The sequence below is a fragment of the Kitasatospora sp. NPDC085879 genome, assembly GCF_040686255.1.
GTDB lineage: Bacteria > Actinomycetota > Actinomycetes > Streptomycetales > Streptomycetaceae > Kitasatospora.
In genome coordinates, this window is the sequence record NZ_JBFBJZ010000057.1 from 18,708 (window position 1) to 43,080 (window position 24,373).

The 24,373-nt window shown below is 70.8% G+C and carries 22 protein-coding genes and 3 pseudogenes; 11 read left to right on the top strand and 14 right to left on the bottom strand.

Going from position 1 to position 24,373, the window contains the following annotated elements:
• The first annotated feature begins 11 nt into the window (after window positions 1-11).
• On the top strand, window positions 12-3,803 hold the full coding sequence (locus AB0P35_RS31830; protein ID WP_363517779.1) for a LysM peptidoglycan-binding domain-containing protein: 3,792 nt from the start codon (window positions 12-14) through the stop codon (window positions 3,801-3,803).
• Window positions 3,804-4,072: 269 nt separating this feature from the next.
• Entirely contained in the window at window positions 4,073-4,315 is a 243-nt protein-coding gene (locus AB0P35_RS31835) for a hypothetical protein (RefSeq protein ID WP_363517782.1), read from the top strand.
• Between the two features lie 270 nt (window positions 4,316-4,585).
• Here the strand turns inward: AB0P35_RS31835 and AB0P35_RS31840 are convergent, their stop codons facing one another.
• The 3 genes from AB0P35_RS31840 to AB0P35_RS31850 form a co-directional block, all read right to left on the bottom strand.
• Entirely contained in the window at window positions 4,586-5,188 is a 603-nt protein-coding gene (locus AB0P35_RS31840; protein WP_363517785.1) for a hypothetical protein, read from the bottom strand.
• Between the two features lie 242 nt (window positions 5,189-5,430).
• Window positions 5,431-6,405 carry a hypothetical protein gene (locus AB0P35_RS31845; RefSeq protein ID WP_363517788.1) on the bottom strand — a complete coding sequence of 325 codons (975 nt, stop codon included), beginning with the start codon at window positions 6,403-6,405 and terminating at the stop codon, window positions 5,431-5,433.
• Window positions 6,406-6,537: 132 nt separating this feature from the next.
• Window positions 6,538-6,936 carry a hypothetical protein gene (locus AB0P35_RS31850; RefSeq protein ID WP_363517791.1) on the bottom strand — a complete coding sequence of 133 codons (399 nt, stop codon included), beginning with the start codon at window positions 6,934-6,936 and terminating at the stop codon, window positions 6,538-6,540.
• A 66-nt stretch (window positions 6,937-7,002) separates the two neighbouring features.
• Between AB0P35_RS31850 and AB0P35_RS31855 the strand changes: the two genes are divergently transcribed.
• Window positions 7,003-8,973, top strand: a complete 1,971-nt coding sequence (locus tag AB0P35_RS31855; protein ID WP_363517794.1) for a DUF2637 domain-containing protein — start codon at window positions 7,003-7,005, stop codon at window positions 8,971-8,973.
• 226 nt (window positions 8,974-9,199) lie between these two features.
• Here the strand turns inward: AB0P35_RS31855 and AB0P35_RS31860 are convergent, their stop codons facing one another.
• The gene (locus AB0P35_RS31860; protein WP_363517797.1) at window positions 9,200-9,649 is read right to left on the bottom strand and encodes a hypothetical protein; all 450 of its coding nucleotides are present in this window, start codon (window positions 9,647-9,649) and stop codon (window positions 9,200-9,202) included.
• Between the two features lie 741 nt (window positions 9,650-10,390).
• Between AB0P35_RS31860 and AB0P35_RS31865 the strand changes: the two genes are divergently transcribed.
• Window positions 10,391-10,660: a hypothetical protein gene (locus AB0P35_RS31865; protein WP_363517800.1), complete on the top strand. Its 270-nt coding sequence runs from the start codon at window positions 10,391-10,393 to the stop codon at window positions 10,658-10,660.
• Window positions 10,661-10,739: 79 nt separating this feature from the next.
• Here AB0P35_RS31865 and AB0P35_RS31870 read toward each other — a convergent pair.
• The 4 genes and pseudogenes from AB0P35_RS31870 to AB0P35_RS31885 all read right to left on the bottom strand — a co-directional run.
• Window positions 10,740-10,865: pseudogene (locus tag AB0P35_RS31870) on the bottom strand (hypothetical protein); the annotation flags it as partial.
• Window positions 10,866-11,204: 339 nt separating this feature from the next.
• Window positions 11,205-12,266, bottom strand: a complete 1,062-nt coding sequence (locus tag AB0P35_RS31875; RefSeq protein ID WP_363517803.1) for a fatty acid desaturase — start codon at window positions 12,264-12,266, stop codon at window positions 11,205-11,207.
• A gap of 73 nt (window positions 12,267-12,339) precedes the next feature.
• Window positions 12,340-13,338: a diaminopimelate epimerase gene (gene dapF, locus AB0P35_RS31880; RefSeq protein WP_363517806.1), complete on the bottom strand. Its 999-nt coding sequence runs from the start codon at window positions 13,336-13,338 to the stop codon at window positions 12,340-12,342.
• 90 nt (window positions 13,339-13,428) lie between these two features.
• Window positions 13,429-14,310 carry a hypothetical protein gene (locus tag AB0P35_RS31885; protein ID WP_363517809.1) on the bottom strand — a complete coding sequence of 294 codons (882 nt, stop codon included), beginning with the start codon at window positions 14,308-14,310 and terminating at the stop codon, window positions 13,429-13,431.
• A 315-nt stretch (window positions 14,311-14,625) separates the two neighbouring features.
• Here AB0P35_RS31885 and AB0P35_RS31890 point away from each other — a divergent pair, with 315 nt between their 5' ends.
• Both AB0P35_RS31890 and AB0P35_RS31895 read left to right on the top strand, forming a co-directional pair.
• Window positions 14,626-14,847, top strand: coding sequence for a hypothetical protein (locus tag AB0P35_RS31890; RefSeq protein WP_363517812.1), 222 nt, complete (start codon window positions 14,626-14,628; stop codon window positions 14,845-14,847).
• A gap of 700 nt (window positions 14,848-15,547) precedes the next feature.
• Complete coding sequence (locus AB0P35_RS31895; RefSeq protein WP_363517815.1) at window positions 15,548-16,432, top strand: zeta toxin family protein; 885 nt, start codon at window positions 15,548-15,550, stop codon at window positions 16,430-16,432.
• On the opposite strand, the gene AB0P35_RS31900 is transcribed toward AB0P35_RS31895, so the two are convergent.
• Together AB0P35_RS31900 and AB0P35_RS31905 are read right to left on the bottom strand one after the other, a co-directional pair.
• The gene (locus AB0P35_RS31900; RefSeq protein ID WP_363517818.1) at window positions 16,380-16,640 is read right to left on the bottom strand and encodes a hypothetical protein; all 261 of its coding nucleotides are present in this window, start codon (window positions 16,638-16,640) and stop codon (window positions 16,380-16,382) included. The genes AB0P35_RS31895 and AB0P35_RS31900 overlap by 53 nt on opposite strands.
• Window positions 16,641-16,699: 59 nt before the next feature.
• Window positions 16,700-17,443 (bottom strand): annotated as a pseudogene (locus AB0P35_RS31905) (transposase); the annotation flags it as partial.
• A 655-nt stretch (window positions 17,444-18,098) separates the two neighbouring features.
• On the opposite strand from AB0P35_RS31905, the gene AB0P35_RS31910 reads away from it, so the two are divergent.
• Together AB0P35_RS31910 and AB0P35_RS31915 are read left to right on the top strand one after the other, a co-directional pair.
• Entirely contained in the window at window positions 18,099-18,668 is a 570-nt protein-coding gene (locus AB0P35_RS31910; RefSeq protein WP_363517821.1) for a Uma2 family endonuclease, read from the top strand.
• 274 nt (window positions 18,669-18,942) lie between these two features.
• Window positions 18,943-19,491 (top strand): Uma2 family endonuclease, encoded by a 549-nt coding sequence (locus AB0P35_RS31915; RefSeq protein ID WP_363517824.1) that lies wholly within the window; start codon window positions 18,943-18,945, stop codon window positions 19,489-19,491.
• A gap of 174 nt (window positions 19,492-19,665) precedes the next feature.
• On the opposite strand, the gene AB0P35_RS31920 is transcribed toward AB0P35_RS31915, so the two are convergent.
• Entirely contained in the window at window positions 19,666-20,520 is an 855-nt protein-coding gene (locus tag AB0P35_RS31920) for an ATP-binding protein (RefSeq protein ID WP_363517827.1), read from the bottom strand.
• A gap of 225 nt (window positions 20,521-20,745) precedes the next feature.
• Here AB0P35_RS31920 and AB0P35_RS31925 point away from each other — a divergent pair, with 225 nt between their 5' ends.
• Entirely contained in the window at window positions 20,746-21,006 is a 261-nt protein-coding gene (locus AB0P35_RS31925) for a winged helix-turn-helix domain-containing protein (RefSeq protein WP_095878543.1), read from the top strand.
• A gap of 247 nt (window positions 21,007-21,253) precedes the next feature.
• Here the strand turns inward: AB0P35_RS31925 and AB0P35_RS31930 are convergent, their stop codons facing one another.
• From AB0P35_RS31930 to AB0P35_RS31940, 3 genes and pseudogenes are all read right to left on the bottom strand, one after another.
• On the bottom strand, window positions 21,254-21,571 hold the full coding sequence (locus tag AB0P35_RS31930; protein ID WP_363517831.1) for a DUF6087 family protein: 318 nt from the start codon (window positions 21,569-21,571) through the stop codon (window positions 21,254-21,256).
• Between the two features lie 251 nt (window positions 21,572-21,822).
• Window positions 21,823-22,158 (bottom strand): annotated as a pseudogene (locus tag AB0P35_RS31935) (cupin domain-containing protein); the annotation flags it as partial.
• Window positions 22,145-23,068, bottom strand: a complete 924-nt coding sequence (locus AB0P35_RS31940; RefSeq protein WP_363517834.1) for a site-specific integrase — start codon at window positions 23,066-23,068, stop codon at window positions 22,145-22,147. The gene AB0P35_RS31940 and the pseudogene AB0P35_RS31935, both read right to left, overlap by 14 nt.
• A gap of 410 nt (window positions 23,069-23,478) precedes the next feature.
• Here AB0P35_RS31940 and AB0P35_RS31945 point away from each other — a divergent pair, with 410 nt between their 5' ends.
• Both AB0P35_RS31945 and AB0P35_RS31950 read left to right on the top strand, forming a co-directional pair.
• Window positions 23,479-23,874: a transposase gene (locus AB0P35_RS31945; protein WP_363517837.1), complete on the top strand. Its 396-nt coding sequence runs from the start codon at window positions 23,479-23,481 to the stop codon at window positions 23,872-23,874.
• A 102-nt stretch (window positions 23,875-23,976) separates the two neighbouring features.
• Window positions 23,977-24,360: a hypothetical protein gene (locus AB0P35_RS31950; RefSeq protein ID WP_363517840.1), complete on the top strand. Its 384-nt coding sequence runs from the start codon at window positions 23,977-23,979 to the stop codon at window positions 24,358-24,360.
• Window positions 24,361-24,373 lie beyond the last annotated feature (13 nt).

A 24,373-nucleotide genomic window follows, 5' to 3' on the forward strand; every position in this document is an offset into this window, starting at 1 on the left:
AGGAATCACCCATGAGAAAGACGACGTCGGCCAGGAAGGCCGCCCGGACCGTTGGCGATCTGGTGCGCGCAGCGCTGGCCGGCATCGCGCTGCTCGCCATCTTGGCGGCAATCCCGTGGGGGCTGCTCACTTTCATCGGCAACCCTCTGCCCAGCACGATGCCGACCTGGGACAGCCTGAACCAGTCGGTAAGCATCACCGTGATCATCAACGTGATCGCGGTGGTCTGCTGGCTCGCCTGGGCGCAGTTCGCGATCTGTGTGGCCGTCGAGATCCGGGCTGCGGTCTCCGGGATCGGGCGTCTGCCCATGCGGGTCCCGGCCGCGGGCGTCAACCAGGCTCTGGCGCGGCAGCTGGTGGCTACCATGCTGCTGGTCAGCGCCGGTGCTCTCACCGTGGGCACCGCGACCGCCGCCCCCGCCTCCGCAGCCGCGGCGCCGCGAGCAGCCGCAACGGCTGCCGCCGTCCCGCAGCAGGCATCAACCGCGGTGACCGCCGCGGCACCGACCACAGCGTCCACCTCCGCGCAGCCCCTCCCCACCTACGTCGTCAAGGCACCGTCCGAGGGCCACCGCGACAGCCTGTGGCGCATCGCGGAGCAGCACTTGGGTGACGGCACCCGCTGGTCGGAGATCCAGAAGCTGAACGAGGGACGCCCTCAACCCGACGGGGGAACGCTCGGTTCCGACAGCCGGATCCGCCCAGGCTGGACGCTCCTGCTTCCGGCCGACGCCGTCGGGGACGACCTGCACCGCCCGACCGCCCAGACCGCTGGCGGGGCAGGCGAGCGCCTGGTCACCGTGGCCAAGGGCGACACCCTGTCCGGCATCGCCGAACGCGAGCTCGGGGACGGCGACAAGTACCCGCTGCTGTTGGAGGCCACGAAGGACCTAGTGCAGCCCGACGGATCGCACCTGAGCGACCCGGACGAGTTGTTCCCCGGCGAGAAGATCGTGATCCCCGCGCCGGCGACCGCCACGCCGCCGGCCACAACCTCTCCTGATCAGACGCCCGCCGCGGACGCCACGGCCTCGCCGAAGCCGACCTCGCCCGTCGAGCAGCCCGCACCGTCGACCACCACAACGGCGGCTCCGGCCCCGGCCGAACAGCTCCCCCCGTCCGCAGAGAGCCCCGCGGCTGCCCCGGAAGCCGGTCCCGCGCAGAGCTCGGCCACCACGCAGCCGACCGCAGAACCCGAGCACGCCCAGGCCGCGGCCGCCGACAGCAACGGCACCGTGCGCACCCTGGCCGCCGGCGGCGCGATCCTCGCCGCCGGCGTCCTGGCCAGCATCGGCTTCCGCCGTCTCCTGCAGCAGCGCCGCCGCAAGCCCACCCGCCGCATCCCCATGCCCGCCGGCGAGTCCGCAGCCCTGGAGCGACAGCTGCGCGCGACCACCAACCCGACCGGGCTGGCCCTGTTGGACCGCTCACTGCGGTCGATGGCCGCCCGCGCCGCCCACTTGGGCCAGGAGGTCCCGCGGCTTGAGGCCGTACGGGTCAGCGGGGACGCCGTCGAGCTGTATCTGGCTGCCCCGGCCGCACCGATCGCCCCGTTCACCGCCGCCGAGGAGGACACGGCGCTGTGGCGCTGCGGCTCCTCCACCCGCAGCACCGCACTGCTGAGCGCTGAGGAAGCCGCCCGCACCCCGGCCCCCTACCCGACCCTGGTCAGCCTCGGCCACACCCCCGAAGGCGACCCGGTCCTGGTCGACCTGGAGACCATGGGCCTGCTCTCCCTGGACGGATCCGACGGCGACGTCCTCGCGGTGCTGCGTGCCTTCACCGTCGAGCTGGCCAACAGCAAGCTCGCCGACGACCGTCTCCTGCTCCTTGCCGGCGTCGGCGAAGAGCTCGCCGAGCTCTACCCCACGCACGCTGACTACTACGAGACGTTGCCCGAGGCCCTGGCCACGCTCGCCTCCCAGGACGCGTTCCAGCGCCAGGCCCTCGAAGACGGCGGGCACCCCTCCCTGCGGGCTGCCCGCGTCAGCGACCCGGCCGCCGGCGACGCATGGACCCCGCACATCCTGATCAGCACCGACGAGCTGGCCGCACCGCAGGCGGAGCAGCTGGTCGACGTCCTCGGTGCGCAGCCGAGGACGTCGATCGGCGTCATCGCGGGCAACCGCACCGACCTGCCGGTGGAGACCAGCTGGCGCATCCCGGCCGAGGCCGGCCTCGAGATCGAGATCGATGGCCTCCCCTTCACCGTGGTCCTCCAGCGCATCGAGCCGGACGCCTACCGGCATCTGGTGGACGTCCTGGCTACCGCCGAGCGACGTGACACGCTCCCCGCTCCGGCCTGGACCCGCCCGGACACCACCACGGCGGCCGCCGAACCAACCGAGGAAGACGCCGACCAGGACGCGGAGATGGGCGAGGAGCCGGTGCCCGTTGGGGCTGTCGCCGCAACCGGATCCGCGCTCGCCGCCCAGGTCACCTACGCCGTCGGCTCCCCGGCCGTCGCGCTCGGGCCGTCCACGATTTCGGGCACCGTCACCGTGCCGGTCGCGCTGGCCAAGAACACCGCCGTGGCTCCGGCCCTCCCGGGCCTGCCCCCCGCGGCCGCAGGCGCCGCCGGCTCCTCCCGGGAGCCACAGGACCTGGACCTGGTCGCCGAGGAGGACGAGCAGGAGCAGGGCGCCCGCGCCGCAGCCGCGATCAGCGCCGCCAGCGCGGACGAAGCCGACCGGGAAGAGGACGCGGACCCCGAGGAGGATGTCTTCGGCCTGGCCGACAACGAAGAGGACGAGGATCCGAACTGGGGTGAGGACGAGGAGGACCTCGACGCGCTGATCGCCCGCTACGCCCAGGACGCTGACGACGGGCAGGGCGAAGAGCAAGAAGAGGAACAGCACGGAGTCCGGGACACCGGGCAGGTCGGCGAACAGCAGACATCGGAGGAAGGGGTGGAGGACGACGCCGTGGTCGATGCCGAGGCGCGGCCGGTCACCGTCCCGAGGTCGGCCCCGGTTGGTGCGAACGCGCGGGTCAGCCACCGCTTGCACAACTCCACTGCGGTCCTGGCCGCGCTCACCGCCGACGCCGCGGAGCCGTCCATCCCGTACGTCCGGCTGCTGGGGCGCGTCGAGGTCCTCGGCCTGCGCGACGGCAAGCAGGACTCGCGGCGGCGCCAGCTCACCGAAGTGGCAGCCTGGCTCGTCCTCAACCCCGGCAGCAGCCGTCTGGAGTTCGACGAGGCCATGTGGCCGGGGACCCGGGTGGACAACCAGGCGCGCAACACCTTGATGTCGCGGGCCCGCCGGTGGCTCGGTGACCGGCCGGACGGCAGCCCCTACCTGCCCCGCATCACCGAAGACCTGTACGGGCTGGACCCAGCGGTGACCTGCGACTGGGCGCAGTTCCAGGAGCTGTACCGGGCCGGCCACCACGGCAGCGGCCTGGACGCGGACATCGCGCTCGCCCAGGCGCTCGCCCTGGTGCACGGCAGGCCCTTCGCGGGCACCTTGGCCACCAAGTACACCTGGAACGAGGCCTGGGTCCAGGAGATGATTTCCGCAATCGAGGACGCCGCACACGAGCTCGCCCAGCGGCGCCTGGCCGAGCGGGACTATCGAGCGGCCGCGATGGCCGCGGCCCGCGGCCTGGAGGCCATCCCGGAGAGCGAGCTGCTCTACCGCGACCTCTTCGAGGTCCACGCAGCCTCCGGGGACCGCGAGAGCCTGGAGCGCGCCGCGCGCCGGCTGCACGACCTGAACGAGGAGCTCGGCGTCGACCCGGAGGAAGAGACCGTCGAACTGCTCGAGACACTGCTGAAGGGACGCCGCACCGCAACCGCTTGATCGAATACCGCCGCGGGCAGGCCGGGGCTGGCGTTTCCTCAGTCCCGGCCTGGTGCTGTCGCGGAGTGTTGTCAGTGGTCGGTGCTGGGTCGTTGCAGCAGCGTCTCGAGCAGCTGATCCTGCGCCCGACCGCTGGTGAAGGACCCTCGGCGCACCGCGGACGGCGGATCCGAGTAGCCGATCATCCCGGTTTCCCAGCTCGGGAAACCCTGCCAGATCAGACATGTATCCACTTGAGCCAGGTTTCCTCAGAGTGGAAACCTCTGCTATTGGAAACTCTTCCGCGCCAGGCCGCGGCCGACGCCGCTCGTCTGCGCGCCAGCAAGCGCGTTGGCGCGATCACCGACGAGGGGCTGGACCTGCTGGCCGACCTGTTCGGGCGCCCTGGATCCCGCGGGGTAGACATGGCCGTGCAGGCACTGGCCGCGGATGTCCCCGAGGCCCGCATCCGGGCCCTGGCCCCCGCCTTCACCCAAGCCCTGCGTGACGGCGCCAGCGCCCGGGCCCGGTGACTCGGCTCGCGCTCCCGGTGCTGTCCCGCCTTCAAGGGCCGGGCCCCGTACAGCCGGGCCGGCGCGGTCCGGTGGGCGGCCCGTCCCGGCATGGGCGGATCCGTCGCGGATCAGCGGCCTGGTGATCGGGCGTCTGCTGTCCGGCACTGGGGCGTGGGCCGCGGGCGCGCTGTGGCGCCTGGTCGCCGAGCACCTGTCGGTGCGCCCGGGCTGAGAACACGGCCGCGGTCCGGCCCCGCCTGGGCCGGCCCGCGGATACGTCGAATCGCTTCAGTGGGCGCCGTGGATATCGATGAAGGCTTCGATGTCGGCCATGAGCTGCTCGGCTTCCGTGGTGAGCGTGGCGGCAGGGGCGCCATGGCCGCGGCCCGGGGACTCGGTCAGTGCGGCGCGGGTCGTGCCGACGACGGCGCGCAGGATCCGGGCCGCGTCCCGGCCGTCCTTCTCGGCGATCGCCGCCCGGACCTCGTCCAGGGCCGGGCCGATCACCTTCGTGTGGTGGGACTTGGCGTAGGGGCGCGCCTCGACCCACAGCGCCGTGGCCCGGTCCGCGAGCGGGGTGAGGGCCGCGGCGGCGCGCCGGTCGCCGAGGGTGCTGCGCACCAGCCAGGTGGTGATCGCCGTACAGCCGGCCGCGCCGACGAGAAGGCCGGCGAGGGTCGTGCCGTTGAAGGTCCAGGGGGTGCCGACGAGGGCCGGCAGCAGGACGGCGGCCGACCACGCCGCAGCGAGGGAGCCGGCCGCGATGGCCATGTTGGTGCGGTACTGGTGGTCCGGTCCGCCGATCAGCCGGACCAGGGCTCCCGCCAGCAGGTACGGCAAGGGCAGGAACCACAAGGTGGCGCTCGCGAAGAGCACCGGATTGTCGTACACGCATTCCTCCTGGCCACTCTGTTCGACGACCGCATCATGCCAGCCCGCAGCGACAACGCCGCCCGCCTCTTCAGGTCGGCACCGGGCCCTGCGGAGGACCCACGGGATCGAGTACGGCCCTGCTGGGCTTACGCCGCGGACCCGCCTGCAGTGGGCACGGCTGTTCCCCGCGTGCGCGGTGCCGTGTGCGGCGGCTGACGCCTCGTGGGCCGTACCCAAAGGGTCCGGGCAGGGACCGGCGGTCAGGCGCTCTTGGCGGGCATGGCCACGACGGCGGCGTCCTTGGCCTGCTGCAGCGCAGTGGTGAAGGCCTCCGCGAGGACGGCGGCCTGCACCGTCATCCCCTCCACCTCGGCGACGGCCAGGTCGTCGGCCGCCGTACGGGCGAGCAGATCGAGAACGCCCGCCCCGCTGCGCTCCAGCTGCTCGACCTGCTGCAGCTCCACGTAGCGCCGGTCGGCCAGCACAGCCTGCTCCGCATAGTCCTCCAAGACCGTCACGCGGCGCTCCAGCCCGGCCAGGCTCGCCGCGAGGGCGGCCCGGTGCGCCTTGAGAAGCGGCACGACGCGCCCACCCGCCGCCTGCTCGGGCTGCCGGCCGGCGAGGTCGCTGTGCTCGGCGAGGTGCTGGGCGAGCTCCCAGACCTGCGCGGGCAGCACCACCTGGTTGCGCTGGTCATCGAGCAGCCCGTCGCAGTGGACGGCCGTGGCCAGGACGCGTGCCGTGGCCCGCTGCGCGCGGTAGAGCAACTCAACGGCCTCGTCCGACAGGCCCCCGGGCAGGACATACCGGCCCGCAGCCGCCCCGATCGCCTTGGCGTCGGCGACCTCTTGGGCGTTCGGGCGCGCGGCCCGCCAGGAGAGGACAACGCCGGCCGCCGCGAGCGCACCCAGGACACATAGGAAGCCGACGCCGAACCCACCGGCGGAGGTGGTGTGCCCAGTCCCGACGCCGGGCAGCTGCGCCGCGTGCCGCTGGGTGGCGATGAGGATGCCGTAGCTGACGGGTGCCAGAACCGTGACGCCGACGGCCAGGAAACCGGTGGCGCGCAGGCCGCGAGCGAGAGCGTTCCGGTCGAAGGTGGGCAGCGGCGGTTCGGCGGCCTTGAGGACCTGCGGCCGGGTCCTGGCAGCGTGCTCGACGGCGCGCCTCACCCCGGCGGGGACATCCGGTGCGAACGCGATCTCGGCGGGCGCGCGGTCGGGGCGACCGGTCATCGAGGTTCCCCCTATGTGGGTAGGTCGGCGCGGCCGATCCGGCCCGTCGCAGGTCCATTCTTCTACACGGGACTGACATCTCAGCGTGCCGACAGCGCGGGGGCGACGCCGCGCCTGCTCGTTGCAGGGGCGTCAGAAAGCCGTGCGGAGCAGGAGGATGTCGAGGACCGGTCGGTCCGGGAGCAGATGGTCCGTCCAGTCGGCGAGCGCGAGAGCAACACCGCAGGCCGAGAGCCACAGCAGCGCGACGGCGGTCCAGGAGAAGCCGAGGGCCGCGATGACCAGAGCCCACATCACCGCGGTCAGAAGCTCCGGCAAAAGAGCGTGGGCTCCCAGACGTTGATCGCACGAGCGGCAGCGGCCCAGGGCGGTGCGGACCGCGAGAGGGGTGATTGGCGCCCGGCAGTGCGGGCAGCTGGTGCACGGCGGCTGGCCGGTGGGGACGGTGTAGGCGAGCGCGGCGCGCCGGGCGGCCGCGCCGGCCGGCAGGCCGAGCAGCGCGGTGAGGGATACAGCCAGGGCCGTGGGCACGTGGTCGTCTCCTGTCCAAGATGGGCCACTTGGCGCTCCGCAGGGTGGGCGCGGCTGGATCGAACTGTGGCCGCCGTCGATCGGGTGCCTGAATGGTGGATCTTCCATGCCAGAGCAGATGGGCAGGTCAGGCCCAGTAGCGAAGCGGAAAGGAACGACTATTCGGAAACCCGTGTCCATACACTGATCCGCGACGTACCGTTCAGAATTCGTCATCGCTCGGCGGTCACACCGGGCCCGACCGCGCCATCTATGGAGGGCGACAGGCGCCTCGTGCGCACTGACCACAGGGAGGACAGGGAGCTCATGGAGCCCAGCTCAGGGGGACTGGAGCACCGTACCGAGCCGTTGGAGCTCACCACTTCACCGAGCGCCCGTGCCGGGCGCGCGGCACAGAAACCACGCCGGGGCGAGAAGGCCCTGCTGGGCGCCATCGTGGCCGGGTCCGGCGTGATCGCGGGCATCGGCTTCACCGGGAGCTACACGGCGGTACGCCGCCTGGCGGAGGAGAAGGGATTCTCCTGGTTTTCGTATGCCTTCCCGGTCGGCGTGGACGTCGGAATCGCGGTCATCCTCGCGCTGGACGTCTACCTGACGTGGAAGAAGATGGCCTTCTGGCCCCTGCGCATGATCGCGTGGATGCTGACGGCCGGCACCATCGCCTTCAACGCCGCGGTCAGCTGGCCGGACCCCGTGGGCACGACCATGCACGCGCTGATCCCGGTCCTCTTCGTGATCGTGGTGGAAGCGGCTCGCCACGTGGTGCGCCGTACCGCTGATCTCGCCGACGACCGGCACATGGACTCGATCCGGTGGTGGCGCTGGGTGCTGTCGCCGGTGGGCACCTTCCGCATGTGGCGACGGATGAAGCTGTGGGAGATCCGTTCCTACGACGAGGTCGTGCGCCTGGAGCGCGCCCGGGTGCTGTACCGGAAGGAGCTGCGCATCCGGTATGGCCGCAAGTGGCGGTCCGCGACCCCGATTGAGGCGCTCCGGCCCTTGAGGATGGCCGGCTACGGCATCTGGACCGAGACGATCCGTCAGGTCCTCGTCGATGCTCCTGAGCTGCCCTCGGTCGAGCGACCTGCGGAGGCGCTGCCGGTGGAGAAGACGGTGGTGGAGCGGATTCCTGTGAGTGCCGCGTCGAGCCCCGTGGATCCCACACCCTCGGCGGGTCTGACCTCGATCACCTCGGCGTCGGCCAGCCAGGAGCCCGACGCAGGGGTGGTGATCGCCGCGGGAGGAGGTGGTCCGGCCGCTGATGCCCCGCTTGCTGAGGACGTCAACCCCCCGGCGGCGGGTAGCCCGTTGCCCACCGCAGATGATGCCGACGCTCAGCACGCGCGGTGGGAGGCAGGGGCGGTGGCGGTGGGGTCGTCCTCCGCGGCCGGGCATGAATTCTTCTCCGCGCTGCCGGATCGAGACGTCAATCCGGTCCATCCCGGGTGGCAGGAGCTGGCCGCCTCAGGGTCGCTGGATGACGGGGCGCCGGCCGCAGCGGTGCTCCGCGCCGAGTACGAGCGCGACCCGGGCACCGACCCGGGAGGCTTGCTGCAGGTGATCCAGTCACTCACGGCGGCTCCCCTTTCGACAGCGGCGGAGATACACGAGCCGCTGCCGCAGCCTGTCCCAGTGGCGAATGCCGAGAAGATGACGCCGTTCGCTCCAATCCAGCGCAGCAGCTCGGTGCACCTCCGCGCCGAGCAGCCGCAACCGCTGGACGGCCCGCAGGGTCCGCCCGTCGACACATCGGAGCCTGTACCGGTGGGCTCGGAGCCGGAGGGCGAGCCGCGAGGGGAGCAGCAGGTCAACGGCAGGCCCCTCTCGAAGAAGGATCGGGCTCGTCTGATCTACGAGCAGTACCAGCGCGAAGGACGGGAGCTGTCCCGCGGAACGCTCGCCAGGCTTGCCGGATACGCCCACGAGGGCAGCGCGCGCACGGTCTACAAGGAGCTTGAGGACGAGCTCGGCCCCATCGTGACCCGCCCCGGAGGGCACGCAACGGGAGAGCTCGCCGCCTCCGGCGCCAGGTCGTAGCTGCCCGGCGCCCAGGGCTCATGCGAGTGACGCTCTCCGAAGTCGAACGGCGTGCTGGCGTCCTCCGAGAGCGACCGCCATCCTCCAGACGCAGCAGGCACTGGGGCGCGGCTCTCCTCAGCGCGGCGGGCGGTGCGCGGTGCGGCGCGCGGTGCCGGCAGGTGGTCGGCGGCCTGGTCGCCGCCATCGCTGGGGTCGGGGCCGGGCGCCGGAAGGGCGGCGCATGTCAGAGGTTCTGCAGGTAGGCGGTGTGGACGGTGAACGCGGCTTGCTCGGGGGTGTCGTGGAGCATCGCTTCCTGGGTACGGACGTCGCCGATGAAGTAGCCCTCGTACACGGCCACCCAGCAGTCGCCGATGCCGGTCAGGCCGCGCTCGGCCCAGCCAATCTGGGGCCCCTCGCCCGTCACGAGGTAGACGTCCGGGTTGACCGTCCAGCCGGCCAGCGCCCACCAGTCACCGAACAGTCCCGGATCGAGGGCGACGCGCACGTCACTCGGGGGCAGCCGACGGTGCATCGGGTCGGCCGGGACGGGCGCCGCGGTGGGCCGCTGCGGCGCAGCCAGGGTGGGCGGGACGGGTGCAGGCCGGGGTGCGGTCTGCTGCTGGGCGAGGCGCTGGCCGACGAGCTCGCGCAGCCGCTCGCCGCCGGATGGCGGGGTTTCGCCCCGGGGCACAACGGGCGCCGCGGCGATCGGACGCGCCCCGGAGGGCTGCGTTTCCCCCCGGGGAGGAACGGGCGCCGGCGAGGCCTGCGAGCGGTCCTGCACGGGGTCCGAGAGCGGAGGAGTTTCACCCGGGGTGCTACCGGCGCGGGGCCGGTCCGCGGGGCCGGAGCCGTCGGCCACCGGCGCCGGCACGGGCACGGCCGTGGGCACCGGCGTGCCCGCCGCCGGGGACGCGTCGGCGGGAGCCGCAGTTTCGCCCCGGGGTGAAAGAAGGGGCGGCGGGACGCTCTCGCCGGGGGTGGTGGCCTGGGTCGGATGGCGATCAGGATCCGCTCGGGCAAGCTCGCGGTGGCGCGCGGCCAGGCCGTCGGCGGCACGGAGGACGTCGTCCAAGGCCTGGCGGGCAAGGGCTCCGTCGCCTCGCGCTCCGCGCGCTCCAGCTGGAGAAGGAAGCGCTCGTCGTGGCGGCGCAGCGCCTCGCTGAGCTCCAGGACATCGGTGAGCGCCAGGTGGGTGGTGTCCACCCCTTCCAAGGTAACGAGCTGCACGCCGGGCGAGGCGCCTCCAGTCGCCAGAAGGCTTTCGTCGAGGGGGTCGCCTTCCGGCGTGGTGAAGGGAGCGGGCCAGGTCTGCACGGCGGTGGAGGCGGTCAGCGTGGCGAGTGCGCAGTGGAGTTCGGCGTAGCGCAGGCGCAGCGTCGCGGAGCCTTCGAAGGAGGTCACGCTGCAGGCGACCTGCCGGGCGGCGGCCATGATCGTGGTCTGCGGGTCGGTGAACCGCGCGCTGGTGAAGCTGAGCATGGAGGCGCAGGTCATCGGGCCCAGGTACTGGATTCCCTCGAAGGTGGCACTCTCGAAGTTGGCGTTGGCAGTGAAGGCTGTTGCGCCGAACCAGGCGCTGTCGGCGAAGCGGGTCTTGTTGAAGTGGGCGTCGCCCGTGAAGGTGGTGGCGCTGAACGCGACGGTCCGGGAGAACACCGCGCTGTTGAACACCGCCTGGTGGGCGAAGTGGTCGAGGTGAATCCGGCGGTTGAGGCGAAGGTCGCTGCTTGGAAGCTGGCCGGTCCGTGGAAGTGGGAGCCGTCGAACCGGGCGCGATCGGCAAAGGTGGCCTGATCGAAGTAGGCGGTCTTGCGGAAGCTGGCGTGGGTGAAGGTGGCGTCGAGGTGGAAGGTGGCGTCTTCAAAGTAGGCGCCGTCCTTGAGAGTGGCCATGGCGAAGTCTGCGCTGTGGTGGAAGGTGGCGTTGGTGAACCCGGAGAGGCCCTGGAAGGCAGCCTCCCGGAAGGTGGCTCTTTACTCGGCGCGGTGCCGCTGACGACCGACCGGATCCGGATCGACGTCACCGGTGACGCCGTCGTCCTGCACGATCTGCACGGCGGTGTGCGGCCGCACGTCTTCACGGCCTTCGAATGGGACTGCTTCCTCGACGGCGTGCGCAACCGGGAGCCGGAGCTCGCCGGCCTCTGAGCGAACCGGCCCACACGGGCCGGACAGCACAACCGCCCCCTGGCCCGGTGGCCAGGGGGCGGTTGCGTGAGTACTCGGGTCCGGCAGGGAGGTCTCTCAGACGGCGGCCGGGGAACGGCGGGCGGGCGATGGCGCAGCGGATGCCGGTTCGCGCAGCGCCTGCCGATGGTGGCCGATCACGGCGGAGGAGCCGGCCAGCAGCCCGGACGGCGTGTAGTGGGGCAGTCCGATGATGCGCTCCAGCGTCGGCAGGTAGTTCCAGCGCACCGCGGGGTGCGCCGAGTGCGCGTAGTGGAACAGGTCGCCGTAGGGCAGCCAGGTGCCGCGCGCGAGCAGAGCGAGTGCGGCGCTCTGCGGGTACAGGCGCAGGCAGCGGGCGGCTTCCACCGCGGCGGGGCTGCCCGAGACGGGCTCGGCGTCGAACCAGCGGTGCTCGACGATCAGGGACATCCAGGCGAGCTGCGGGTAGAGCAGCAGGCGGGGCAGCACGAAGGCGAACAGCACGGCGGGCCAGCCGCCGGCGAGGAACGCGGTGGCCGCGGCCGCGCCAAACGCGGGAAGGCGCCACCAACCGGCGCGGGGCGCGAGGTTGGCGGCCAGGGAACGGCAGGTGGCCGCGAGGCCGGCCGGGGTGAGCGGGAAGACAAGGCCCCGAGCGAACCGCCAGCCTCCGGCACCGGGCACCAAGCCGGCCTGCTCTAGGTCGACCAGGTTGGGGTCCACTCCGGCGACGGTCGCATTCGGGTGGTGCTGGCGCACGTGCCGCTCACGTCGCACCGGAACCGGCCCCAGGCCCATCGGAACATGGACCAGGGCCTCGGCCAGGAGAGTGCTCAGGCGCGGGGATCGGGTGAGGACGCCGTGGACGGCGAAGTGGCTGACCTCCTGGAGGTGGCGGAACTTCACGGCCACCGCGAGCGCTTCCACCGCCCAGCCGACCGCTCCGCTGTGCGCGGCCACCATCCACCAGCCGGCCATCTCCACCCAGTGCCCGGCCATCAGCAGCACCGGCGTGACGTTGTTCGCCCGGGCTCGTTGCAGGGCCACCAGGTCCCGGCGTGTGGCGGTGGGTGCGTGGCCGCGCCGGGGGCTGAACCACCAGCGGTCCGCCTGGCGCACCGCAATGGCGGCGGCAATGATCGTTAAAAACGTAAGCATGTCCCAACTCCCCCTCGGGCCCGGCCTCGCGCTCTGCGCGGCCCCGGGCCCGAAGGGTGCTGGGACGATGACATCAGAGCTGGTCCGGGCTGACTCCGGCTGCTTGCAGTGCCTTCAGATTGTCCTGGTACAGCAGGTCGAACGCGTCAATTTCGGCGCCATATGCCTCCCCGACCACCATGTCCAGCGGTCCGTCAGCCAGCAGGGCGTCCGTATCCGTCTCGACGCGGTAGACGATGGTGGCGTTGCCTTCCAGGACCGGCTGCCAGCCGCCTTCGCGCTCCTGCAGCCAGCTGCGGGCAGGTCCACCGGCGTTGCGCACCACGACCGGCTGGTCCGGGTCGGCCAGGTTCAGCTGGGACAGGACCGCGCGGGAGGCCGAGTTGCCCGATCCGCACGAGGGGGTCAGGCCTGCGCCCCGCTCGAAGGTCCGCACGAACGCTTCGCCTTCGCCGATCGGCATGACGAAGGAGACGTTCGCTCCGATGGGGAACGCCTCCGGGGTGTCGGCGACGCGGGTGCCGGTCGCGACCAGGTCGCTCTTGTCGTAGGCGTCGATGATGGAGACCAGGTGCGAGTTCGGCATCGCCACCGCGGACACCGTCAGCGACGGGTGGAAAGCCGGCAGCATCTTGCCGATGAGCGGCGAGGCGACGTCGGCCACGATCGCATCCGAGGGCAGGAAGTTCGCCGGCGGAAGCTCGACCGAAACCTGTCGCACGCCCTGCGGGGTGAAGTCCGCGCTGCGGATGGTGAAGGCGTACGGGCCGGTGTTGACCACGTAGCTGTCTGCGGCGTGGCGGTCCAGGAGCAGCCGGCCGGCGCAACGCATGCCGTTGCCGCACAGCAGGGCCTGGGAGCCGTCAGGGTTGAAGAACCAGGCGTCTGCGGTGCCGTCGCCGTGGTCGGCGACGAAGTAGACGCCGTCGGAGCCGAGGCCCGTCTTGCGGTCGCAGAGCTTCGTCACGGCTCGGGCGATGTCGGCGGAGGCGAAGTGGTCCTCCGGGGCGCCGTCGATCACGAAGATGTCGTTGCGCGACCCGTGGGTCTTGACAATCGAAAGATGGGACATGGGCCGCTCTCCGCCTCGCGCCGGCCCTGCCGACCGGCTCGTGCAGTCATCGTACCGAGACGTTGATCACCCCCGACGGGGCGGCGGGCTTCAGAGCTTGTCGACGGCCTCGGTGGCCCGGCTCTGCTCCCAGGTGCCGGCATCCAGCATCGGACGGGCGGCGGACTCGTAGGACTGTAGTGTGAAGGGGGCGGCGCCGGCACCGTGGCCCCAGATCGACTCGAACCGGCCGGTCCACCGGTCGACCTGCTTGAAGTACACCGAGGAACGGCCGCGGGTGTAGTCAGCGTCGCCCTGGTCCTCCTCCACGAGCACGGCGGCCCGCGAGACCACCACGAAGTCGATCGCCTGGTCCGCGCGCAGCCGGTCGCGGACCGCGATGCCACAGGTGACGCCAAGCGAGCGATGGTGGTCGATCAGCTGGAGCAGGGAGCGCGCGTAGTCCTCGCGCATCAGGTCGCGCGCCCAGCAGATGAACAGGCGCTGAATCGTGCCGCCCGCCTCGATGAGGCGCCGGTTGACCGCCAGGTACTCCCGGCGCTGTGTGAGCAGGTTCGGGTTGGTCGTCAGGTCCGCGGCTAGAACCCGCTTGGGCTCGGACCTGGAGTCGATCAGTACCTGGAACAGCAGCACCGACAGGCGGGGAACCTCGGTGGCATACACCTGCAGGTGGCCGTCCGCGATCTCGCCGAAGTCTGCGATCAGTTCCTGTTCCAGCTGGCTGCGCACCAGGTCAAAGTACTTGGCGTCCGACATGTCTCGGTTGTTGGCGCGCCGCAGGTGGATGTAGACCTGCCGCATCCAGATGTGGTTGACCACAAGCAGCAGCACCAGCACGGCTTCCACCACGACGACAGCCTTGAGGCTCACCGCGCTGCTGGCCCAGCCGATGAGCGGGGTCGCTACGCCGATGATGCCGATCACCGCGTTCAGTACGGGCGAGGCCAGTAGGTCGGCGACCTGGGTGGTCATGTCCCGGCGTGGTGCAGCAGTAGTCATGTGCTCGACGTCCCCCTCATGTAGCCCCTCAACCCCTGCATGATCCCGGACCGCGACCCACCGGGACAAGGCGGCCACCTCTGACCTGCGCAAAGCAAGCCACGGCAACTCGCCGGCGGGCAGGGCGACGTGACACGAAATCAGTTCAGCCCTTCACACGGGCATGCGCAGGTGCGCAGGGAGCCTCGCAGCGGCACTGCGCACGGACCGGTGAGCGTTGCGCCAGGGCTGCGCAGGTGCGCAGCGGGGGGCGCGGCGCGGTCTGGGTGGCGGTGTGTCAAGGCGGTCATGTTCGAGGTGGACCGGGCCGGCGCCCCGGACGTGGTCGACGTGGGCGAAGCCGAGCAGCTGCGCCGCGGTGGGCTCCAGGCGCTCCTGGTCGACCAGGACGTGGTCGGGTACGACGCGTTCTCGGGCGGCGTTCTGTGCGCAGCGGCGCTCGAGGGAGACCTCGAACAGCACCACAGGAGCGCTGCCAGTAGCGGGCGCGGGCAAGCAGGCCAGCCCTGATGTGAGGCAGGAGGGCCGTGCTGTTCCTGTCAAGTTGTTCTGTTCAGATTCTGAGGGGGCTGACCACGGAGTCGGTCGAGCTTCTCGGGCGGATCGCGGAGAAGCTCGACCTGCACGTCTGGGGGCGGCCCCGTCCTTGTAGGACTTGCCATAGCAGGCGATGGGAGCGATCCGCGAGGATGCGTGTCATGACGATCGACACGGGCCTCGTACCGCAGCGTTCGATGCACGTGATGCCCTTGGTGTTCGGTGCCGGAGCGGGCATTGGCGTGCTCGGCGGGATGATCGGCCTGGGCGGCGCGGAGTTCCGCTTGCCCCTGTTGATCGGCTTGTTCGGGTTCGCCGCGCTCTTCGACGCCAGCGGGCACTGGGTCCGCCCGGCGCGCGCGGCCCAGGCGGTCCTCGCCGAGCGCACCCGCCCGTGGGGTGCTGCTGAGACCGGCCGGTTCCGCCAGCAGCTGGCCGCCTGCGAGCGGCGCGTGCACCACCCCCGGGTCCCCATGGACTGGGCGCTGGCCGTGAGCCGCGACGCCGAGCGGGCCGCGGCGCTGGCCGAACCGGTGCGCCGCATCGCCCAACCACTCCGTCAGCCCCCGGGGGTGGACTACCACCGGCTGTCGGCGGACGAGCATGAGTTCGTCTTCGAAGCGGTGATCGTGCCGTCCATGCTGGAGCCGGTCACCGCCCAGGACCGCCCGTCGTGGTCTACATCGCCGGGCAGCCCGGCAGCGGCAAGACGAGGGCCGCCCGCCTGGCCCACAGGTCTCTGCGCAGCCCGGTTCACCTGGCCGGCGGCGACTTCAAGACCCTGCACCCGGACTATCTGCAGCTCCTGCGCACCGATCCGCGCCGGGCCTCGGAGAGGATCCGCGCCGACTACCGGGCCTGGCAGGAGCGGGCCGAGGCCTACGTGCGCGAGCGGCGCGGGAACCTCGTCATCGAGCCCACCCCGGCCGGCGCCGACCGGTTCGCCGCCGACGCGCAGGCCTACCGGCGGGCCGGGTACCGGGTGGAGCTGCTCGTCCTGGCCGTGCGCGCGGCCGACTCCCGGCAGGGCACCGCCCAGCGCTACGCCGAAGTCAGCCGACTGGGCCTGCCCGCCCGCTTCACCACTGCCGCCGGCCACGACGCCCACTTCCACGTGCCCGACGTCGTGGAGGCCGCTGAGGAACTGGCCGTGGTCGACCAGATCACCGTGATGCGCCGCGACACCACGGGCCTGTACCGCAGCCAGCCGACCCGCATGCGGCCCGGGTACCCGGCGGCGGCGCTGGCCCTGCTCGCGGAGCAGGCGCGCCCCTACACCGACCAGGAGGCGGCCGCGTTCTGGGCCGTCCAGCGCGCCCTGCACGCCGTGATGCCCCAGTACCGCGACGACCTGACCGCCATCGGGGCCTTGGCCGTCCCGCTCATGCCCGCTGCTCTGCAGCCGCGCCGGCTCGACGCGCCCGCCACTGCGACCGCGCTGCCCGCGCGCGTGACCGCCCGTCCCCAGCCGATCCCCTCACCGGCCCTCAAGCCCGCCGCAGGCCTCAGCTGCCGCCGACCTCCAGGTTCCTCAGCCGCTCGGCATACAGGCCCTTGATGCGCTCGATCTCCTCGGGCGCCGCGTCAACCAGCCGGCGCCGGTCCTCGGCGCAGGCCTGCATCTGCCCGGTCAGCTCCTCTAGGCGTTGCTGGTCTCCGGCGCGCCGCGCATCCAGAAGTTGGCGGCCGTACCAGGCGATGACGGCACCCACCGCTTCCTTCGCGGCCTCGTCTTCTGGGAACGACGGGGGCGGGGGAATGTGCACGGCGAACCACCTCAAGGACTTCGAACGGTCTCGGCCAAGGCGGCGCCGCTGGCCGCAGCGCCGTGGCGGGGCGGTCGGCCCATGGTCCCGGGCGGCCGCGGCGGGCAGGCCCTGCGCAGGACGCGGTCCGAGCGCATCCGGGCCAGGATCTGAACGGGCAGGTCCTTCAAGAGAAAGGCCAGGCGGGGCGCGCCGTAGCCGGCGTCCGCGACGACGAGCAGGTCCGGGTCACCGGCCTGCCATTGTCCGACCGAGATCAGCCGCTCGATCAGGTCGCGCAGTTGCCGTGCGGTGACCTGGGCTGCGTCGTCTCCTGGCGTCAACCGGATCGCGTCCAGTGGCGCGGTCCAGGAGCTGCGGCCGGGCTCAAGTGCGGTGATGACCGAGTAGGGCCAGCCCGGGACGGCGATGTGCTGGTCCTTGCCCCGTCCGTAGGTGTGGCACAGGATCCGCTCCGACGAGGCGTGGGCGTCGGGCCGCAGCTAGCAGGTGCTATCGACGGCCAGGACGAGCCGGCCGTCCGCCGCGCGGGGCAGCGGCACTGCTGCCAGCGCCCGCCGCAGCCCATCGGCGTCCAGGCGACCACGAGCCAGGGCGTCGTAGAGCCCGCCGTGGCCTCGCCGGTGCTCGCCCACCAGCGAGAGTTCCACCAGTGACCGGACCGGCCCGTCGGCGCACAGCACTGCATCGGCCAGCTCGAACAGGGCATCCCCTCGCCGGATCAAACAGTCGTAGAACTCCCCCCGGAAGCGTGGCAGTTCAGCGAACGCGTCCTGTCGGACACCGTCCTGCAGCAGCCTCATCCCCACGGCCTTCGTACTGATCGTGTGTGTTCCTTGGTCGGAGCACATGATCAGACGAACGCCGCTTCCGTGTGCGGCGGATACCGATACGAGTGATCAAGTACGACGGCTCGTTCGAGGCGATTGCTTAAAGATCAAGCTAGTCAAGGGGCCTCGGGCGGGCGAGGTGTTCGAGGGACATCGGGTTGGGCTCGCCGTGGTGGCCCGAATGGTCCAAAAGGCTGATCAACGAGCAGGGGCCCGGGAGCTGGTGGCGCTGGTGGAGCGCGCGGGCCTGCAGGATGCGGTGGTCCTGGAATTCGCGTCGGCATCGGCCTTCGGCCCGGACGACGGGGAGACGCCGACTTCGGGCAACCACGTGGGCCCCATCGGAGGGGACACCGGGCGGAGCCGGTGGCTCGACCCGCGAACGCGGACAGGACATGCGGTCGCCCGCTCCCGAGAACACCGGCGCACAGGCGCGTGCAGAACCGGCCGACCAGACGGTAGTACGCCCTCGTCCTCGCTGGGCTCGTCCCGCCGTCGGAACCGGGCCCGCCGCCGGCCAGTCACCCGCCGCAACCACCAGGAGCAGACCTCACACGCAGAGCACGAGGTCGTGCCCGCGCCAGTTCCCAGCCCTTCACCCGGTCGGACCGCCGATAGGCTGACATGCATGGACTACAAGCGGATGCGCGCCATCGCCGACGAGCTGGCCAAGGTCATGCCCGACGAGGCCAAGAGCCTGGAAATCGGCGCGGATCAGATCGTGATGATGATGTCCCCCTCCAGGGCGCACGATCTCCTTGCGTTCAAGATCCGCCACCAGCTCGAGCAGCAGATCCCCCCAACGCTCGCCGCCCTCACGGCTGGCGACGTCGAGGACCCGGTCCTAGGACGGCTACGCCGCCCCGACGTCCTCGTCGTGGACTTCGAAGCCTTCGAGGAAGACACCATGGATCCCCTGCACCCCGCCGACGTCCGGCTCGTCGCGGAGATCGTGTCTCCGTCGCACCGGACGAGCGACTACGTCGACAAGATGCGCGACTACCCCGCGATGGGAATCCCCGCCTACCTCCTGGTGGACCCGAACGACGGGCGGATCCAGGTCCACACCGAACCTGGCCCCTCCCCCGACGGACCGCAGTACCACCGCCGCTACGACCACACCTTCGGCGATCCGGTTCCCGTCCTGGACTGGACCGTCGACACCGCCGACTTCAGACGCTACCCGAACGCGAAGTGACCGCCGGCCCGCAACAGCTACTTGCCAAAGCATCCACCGGGCACCCCACCTGTATCGGGATGCCCCCGGCATCGACCGCAGTGCCGGTGGTCCGCAACGTTCACCGGCCGCAAATCATCCAGACGACGGGCCCCTGTCGTAGGCACCGAAACAGCCGATGCCCTAGCGGCCACGGGCTCCGCTGGGCACGACAGTCATCCGAACCCCCACCAAGCGCTCCGCCTCTGTCTGCTGTCGGTCTTCTGCACTGTGGGCGCCTACCCTGGAGAGCACCATGGACCCGAACCACCTCGCACTGATCGAGGAAGTCCGCCGGATCGCCCCCGAGAACGTCAAGGTCGAGTTCTCCGGCGAAGTCATCATCATGCAGGCTGCCCCGTCCGCCATTCACCAACGCAACCTCGACCATGTGGCGCGACAGTTCGTCAATTACATCCCTTCGGGATGCTTCGCAAGCCAGAACAGCGGCCTGGCATCCCCACAGGTCCGCAAGTCCCGTACCCCTGACCTGGCCGTCCTTCCCGAGGACGTATCAGAGGGCGACAACAACGAGCTCCCAGCTGACTCCGCACTGATCGCAGTGGAGGTCGTCTCCCGCTCCAGCCCTGAGAACGACTGGGTGGGCAAGCCGCGGGACTACCCTCTGATGGGGATCCCTCTGTACCTGATCGTCGACCCTTCCCAGAAGACCGTCACCCTGTTCAGCGAAGCCGAGAACGGCCGCTACCGTGCCAGGGAAGACGCCGACTTCGGCGAGACCATCCACATCCCGCAACCCTTCGGGTTCACCCTGGACACCTCCGTCCTCCTTCCCTACAGGTGATCCCCGGCTCTCATCCGACCAAGTCGGACCAGGGCCCCTCACAGGGGCGGATCACAGTGACCGCAGGACCTGGGTATCCGACAGGTAGTACACACGACGGGCTGCGGCAGACCCGGCCGGAGGAAACGCGGGAGGCGGCCGGTCTCGACCAGCCGCCTCTCCACACCGAATGACCTACGCACGAAGCATGGCGGTCTCACGGACACCGCCGGGCAGACGTGGCCATATCCGCACTCGGCACAACCGCCCGTCCATCTTGAGCGAAAGACTCAGTTCGCCGTCGCGCCGGATGAACTCACTGACGCGCTCGACCGCATCGGCACGGGTGAAGAAGTACCTGTACGCCTCGAACTGCGTGCTCCCCATCGGCAGTCTGCGCACAGCCTCCCAGAGCGCTGACACGGCGTCGGGCAGCTGGTCGAACATCGCCGGAGAAGTCACGTTCTCGATCTCGGCCGCCACGGGCCCATCCCAGGCACCCACGCCCATCAGGCCCCCGCCGGTGATCACACCGCTGCCCTCCCCCGTCCGGTCGCTGAGTCCCGCGTCATCGCCCTGGCCAACCGGCGCCACGAGACACCAGACCGACTTGCCGGCTCCGCCCATACGGGGCTCGCATCCCCATCCGGCCGACAGTTGCTCGACCATCCACAGCCCGCGACCGCCCTCGCCCCGACCATCTGCGGCACGCATGGCCGGCAGCCGATCGCAGCCATCGTGCACCTCGATCCGCAGCATTCCCAAGACCAGCGCGAGCCGGATGAGGATGTGCGCGTCCGGCGCCATGCCAGCATGCCGGACAGCGTTGGCGACCAACTCGGACAGCACCAATCCACCATCCTCCAGGTACTGCTCACCGCCCTCGACGCCAGCGAGAAAGTGATCCAGCTCCACACGGGCAACGCCCGCTGATCGAGGGTGGCACGGCACCCAAACCTCCCGGTCAACAGCCGTCCCGGCGCGCGAGAGTAGGGCCTCGGTCACCGATCCGAATCCGTTCTGCTCGGCTGCGCCATCGGTGAGAAGCACGTCCAGCCCATCACCACATGCCAACAACAGCGAATGGCGGCGGCTCCTCTCGTGGGTGCTTCCGTTCCGTTCACGTCGCCCCCTTCCCAGTCATCTACACCCTGCGCCCCTCGGCCGCCGGCGGCCGCCGAAACCGTACGCCATACACTGCTATATATAGCAGTGTATGGCAATGCACAGCTCTCCAGTGGAGCGTGATGCAGCACACCGCATCACGCTCAAAGGATGGACGAAGACCGCAGCCACGTCGTCGACCCGACACGCCCCGCTTACGTGTACGCGCAGGTGGCCGACGACATCGCGCAGCAGATCGTGTCAGGTCGGCTGGCGCCGGGGGCGATGCTCCCCGCGGAACGGGATCTCGCGGCTCAATACGGGGTGGCCTACCTGACGGCGCGACGAGCGGTGCGAGAGCTACGCGAGCGAGGCCTCGTCGTCACCCTACCGGCGAAGGGAACTTACGTCGTGGAGCGAACCACGGAGTAGGGCGCGGCTTCGAAACTCCAGCTCACGGCATCGCAGCAGACCGAGCGTCAGAACCGGGCGGACGCCCGGTGCGAGCTCGACGACACAAAGCGGTGGAGGATCTCCATGGCCAGCCTCGTCCACCGCCTGCCGGTGGACGACCTCCTCACACAGGACTGGGAGCACCGCCTCGGGCGGCCGCTGGGCCTGGAGCCCGCAGGCCTGCTGAGCCGAAGATCCCCACACGCCACCGCGTGCGGGGATCTTCCTACTTCCTGCGGTGTCGGCCGGTGCCGGCCCGGAGCAGCGGCACCGGGGTGTGGGGCTGTGGGAAGAGTGGGGGGCGGCCGGGCTGCGTGATCATCTCGTAGGCGGCGGCGTAGTTGTCGGCGACTGCCACCGGCTGCCAGGTCCGGCCGTCCCACTCGACGACCATCCGCGGCACGTCGCCGAACAGCGGGTGTCCCCTGACACTGTCCTCGTCGCGATCACGAGTGCGTCCCGGGTGCCTACTGGCGGCCTCAGGCCGACGCGGCTGGTATACCAGTCCAGCCGTTCCTCGTCGGGGAAGAGCACGTGCAGGCATCCTCTCGCAGGCGAGACCTCCACACGTGAGGTTAGCGGCCGACGCCCACCACGGCGCGCTGTTGCGCCATGTATACCGGCCGGCCTCAGACAGGTCGAGGCCACCGAGTACCGCAGCAGCGCCGACCGGCCGCGGGCCACGAGGTCCTCCACGGCGTACGAGCTGAGCTCGGGTGGCAGTGCGGCGCGCAGCTCCGGGTCCTCGGCGGCCTGGTCGATGAGCTGCCGGAGCAGCCAGTGCTGGGTGAAGAGTTGCACGCCGAGGGTGATGTGCAGGGAGTGTCCGGCGGTGGTGTGGCCGAAGTGGACCCAGCCGCGGGGGATGAACAGCACCTGGCCGGCGCGCAGGACCACGGTGCGGACCTGGTCGTGGACCTGGTCCAGCTGCTCCGGGGTGAAACCGACGGCGGTCCAGCGGTGTCGGTCCAGCGGGTCGATGACGAGCGGCGGGTGGAGGCGCCAGATCTTGGCTCCCTCGCCCTGAAGACGCTGAAGGCTACGCCGAGGAACGCAGCTGGCTGGCGGCCAGCCCGCCGGGTGACCACCGCACCGGTCGGTGACCGCGGGCAACTCATCAGTGGCCGTCACCAGACGCGAGCGGGCCGGCAGCCCCGCTGATCGCCTCGGGGGCGGATTTGAAATAGCGGCGGACGTTCTGGATGCTCCTGTGCCGGGACTTCGCTTTCAGCTCCGACAGGCTCGCCCCTGCCTCGCCAAGGTGACTCAGGGAGGAGTGCCGCCACTCGTGCAGGTCCCAGCCGGTTCCCGGCCCGCTCACCGACGTATGCTCGTCCAGCAAGGCCCGGGCCCTGCCGTATGAGAGCCGGGTGAGTTCGGTGTCCGGACAGATGTCTCGGGGGTTCACTAGTTTGCCCGGGCCGGCTCGCCGGTGGGTGACGAACACCGGCCCGCGCGTGCGTCCCGTCAACAGCCGGGACAGCAGGCTCGCCGTGCCAGCGCCCCAGTGCACGGTCTCCAGCACGAAGTCCTGGCGGGCGCTGTTCGCCCTCACCGAGCCGCAACGACCGGGCAGGTCCAGGTCCTCGATGTTCACGGACAAGATCTCCTCGGCCCGGGCGGCGGTCTCGTAGAGCATCCACCACAGGGTCCTCTCCCGCAGATGGATCTCCCGTCTGCCGATGAGACGGTCGATCGCGATCCGCGAGCGGGCAGGGGTGTTGGAGTCCGGAACGGTGCGCCGCTTCGCCCAGGCCGGCACCGCAGGTCCATCGAAGCCGCGATCTCCGCACCAGGAAAGCCAGGAAAGCACCGCTGCCCGCCGCGCGTTCCAGGTGTTCACCGCCGCTGCGCCCCAGAGCAGCTCCAGAGCCTCGCCGATCTCGTCGTCCAGAACCGATGCCAATGGCCGGGCCTCGCCGAGCCTCTCAGCAGCCCTGCCCACAGCGATACCGTAGCTCCGCGCGGTGCTCGGGCTGGCAAACGAGTCCAGGAAGACGTCGGCCGCCGACCGAACGGTCAGCAGTTTCCCGGTTGGCACCGCACACCCTCCCCGCAATGCCGAAAGTACTGGGATGCCAGCACAGCAGTCCTCCCCTCAGAGGACCGAACCGGCGCGGCCCTTCAGCCCTCCGCACACTCCGATTCGCCCCCGCAAGGTGACTTCGCCGTCAGGACGGTCGCAGAACTTCTGCAGCTCGAATGCATCCATCACCGGATCAAGGAACCTAGCGGGGGCAGTTCGATCCCAACGCAGACCCAGGCTCGCATTTGAGACCACAGGCCTACAGCGGGCAGTGAGCGTCTTCAGCGTTGAAGCTCGAGGGTGAGTACGGCCTTGGCTTCTGAGCTTGACTCTGTCGGGGATCTTGGCGTTCGGCTGCAGGTGATCACGGTGGTGCGCCAGTCTCGCGGGTGCACGATGACCACGAGATTTCCGAGGAGTGCGAGATGTCGGTCCGTCCCCGTCCGGGCGCCGAGGTCCCGGTATTGACGGCGCAGATGGCGAGGGCCAGCAACCCTGCTGGCACGACGGCGATGTGGGTGCGTGACCGTCTCGACGGCCTGTGGCGGGACGAGGACTTCGCCGACTGGTACCCGCGCGACGGACGTCCGGGGCTCTCGCCCGCGCAGTTGGCCACGGTCAGCGTGCTGCAGTTCCTGCTGGGCCTGTCCGACCGCGATGCCGCCGAGGCCGTGCGCTGCCGTATCGACTTCAAGTACGCGCTCGGCCTCGAACTCGACGACCCCGGCTTCCACCACAGCGTGCTGACCGACTTCCGCGACCGCCTGCTGCGGGACGGCCGGGCGGACCGCCTCCTCGACCTCACGCTGGCCCGGCTGTAAGAGGCCGGCCTGGTCCGTGAGCGCACCACCCAACGCACCGACTCCACCCATGTCCTGGCCACCGTCCGAGACCTGACCCGCCTCGAACTGGTCACCGAGGCCGTGCGCGCGGCCCTGGAAGACCTCGCCCGCATCGCCGGCCACGCGCTGGACGGCCTGGTCGGCGAGGACTGGGGCCGCCGCTACGGCCGACCGGTGCGCCTGGGCAAGAACCCCACCCGGCCCATGACCAGGATCAACACCACCGGCGAAGACGCCCGCCGCCTGCTCGAACACCTCGACCGCAACCACCCGTCCCTGCTGCGCAGGCCCCGAGTCGAGATCCTTCGGCAGATCCTGATGCAGAACTACTACTGGGATCCCGCCGGGCGCCTGCGCTGGCGCAACGAGGACGACGAGAGCGGCCTGCCGCCCTCAGCTCACCGGATCGTCTCGCCCTACGACCCGACAGCCCGCTACGCACGCCGCGGACAGGTCACCCGCTAGACGGGCTTCCTCG

What these genes read in the sequence shown, in the direction of transcription:
- AB0P35_RS31830 (WP_363517779.1), top strand. Translation starts at nt 12, where the DNA reads ATGAGAAAGACGACGTCGGCCAGGAAGGCCGCCCGGACCGTTGGCGAT.
- AB0P35_RS31845 (WP_363517788.1), bottom strand. Translation starts at nt 6,405, where the DNA reads ATGACCGGTCGCCCCGACCGCGCGCCCGCCGAGATCGCGTTCGCACCG.
- AB0P35_RS31865 (WP_363517800.1), top strand. Translation starts at nt 10,391, where the DNA reads ATGATCGTGGTCTGCGGGTCGGTGAACCGCGCGCTGGTGAAGCTGAGC.
- AB0P35_RS31875 (WP_363517803.1), bottom strand. Translation starts at nt 12,266, where the DNA reads ATGCTTACGTTTTTAACGATCATTGCCGCCGCCATTGCGGTGCGCCAG.
- dapF (WP_363517806.1), bottom strand. Translation starts at nt 13,338, where the DNA reads ATGTCCCATCTTTCGATTGTCAAGACCCACGGGTCGCGCAACGACATC.
- AB0P35_RS31885 (WP_363517809.1), bottom strand. Translation starts at nt 14,310, where the DNA reads ATGACCACCCAGGTCGCCGACCTACTGGCCTCGCCCGTACTGAACGCG.
- AB0P35_RS31890 (WP_363517812.1), top strand. Translation starts at nt 14,626, where the DNA reads ATGTTCGAGGTGGACCGGGCCGGCGCCCCGGACGTGGTCGACGTGGGC.
- AB0P35_RS31910 (WP_363517821.1), top strand. Translation starts at nt 18,099, where the DNA reads ATGGACTACAAGCGGATGCGCGCCATCGCCGACGAGCTGGCCAAGGTC.
- AB0P35_RS31915 (WP_363517824.1), top strand. Translation starts at nt 18,943, where the DNA reads ATGGACCCGAACCACCTCGCACTGATCGAGGAAGTCCGCCGGATCGCC.
- AB0P35_RS31925 (WP_095878543.1), top strand. Translation starts at nt 20,746, where the DNA reads ATGGACGAAGACCGCAGCCACGTCGTCGACCCGACACGCCCCGCTTAC.
- AB0P35_RS31930 (WP_363517831.1), bottom strand. Translation starts at nt 21,571, where the DNA reads ATGCCTGCACGTGCTCTTCCCCGACGAGGAACGGCTGGACTGGTATAC.
- AB0P35_RS31945 (WP_363517837.1), top strand. Translation starts at nt 23,479, where the DNA reads ATGTCGGTCCGTCCCCGTCCGGGCGCCGAGGTCCCGGTATTGACGGCG.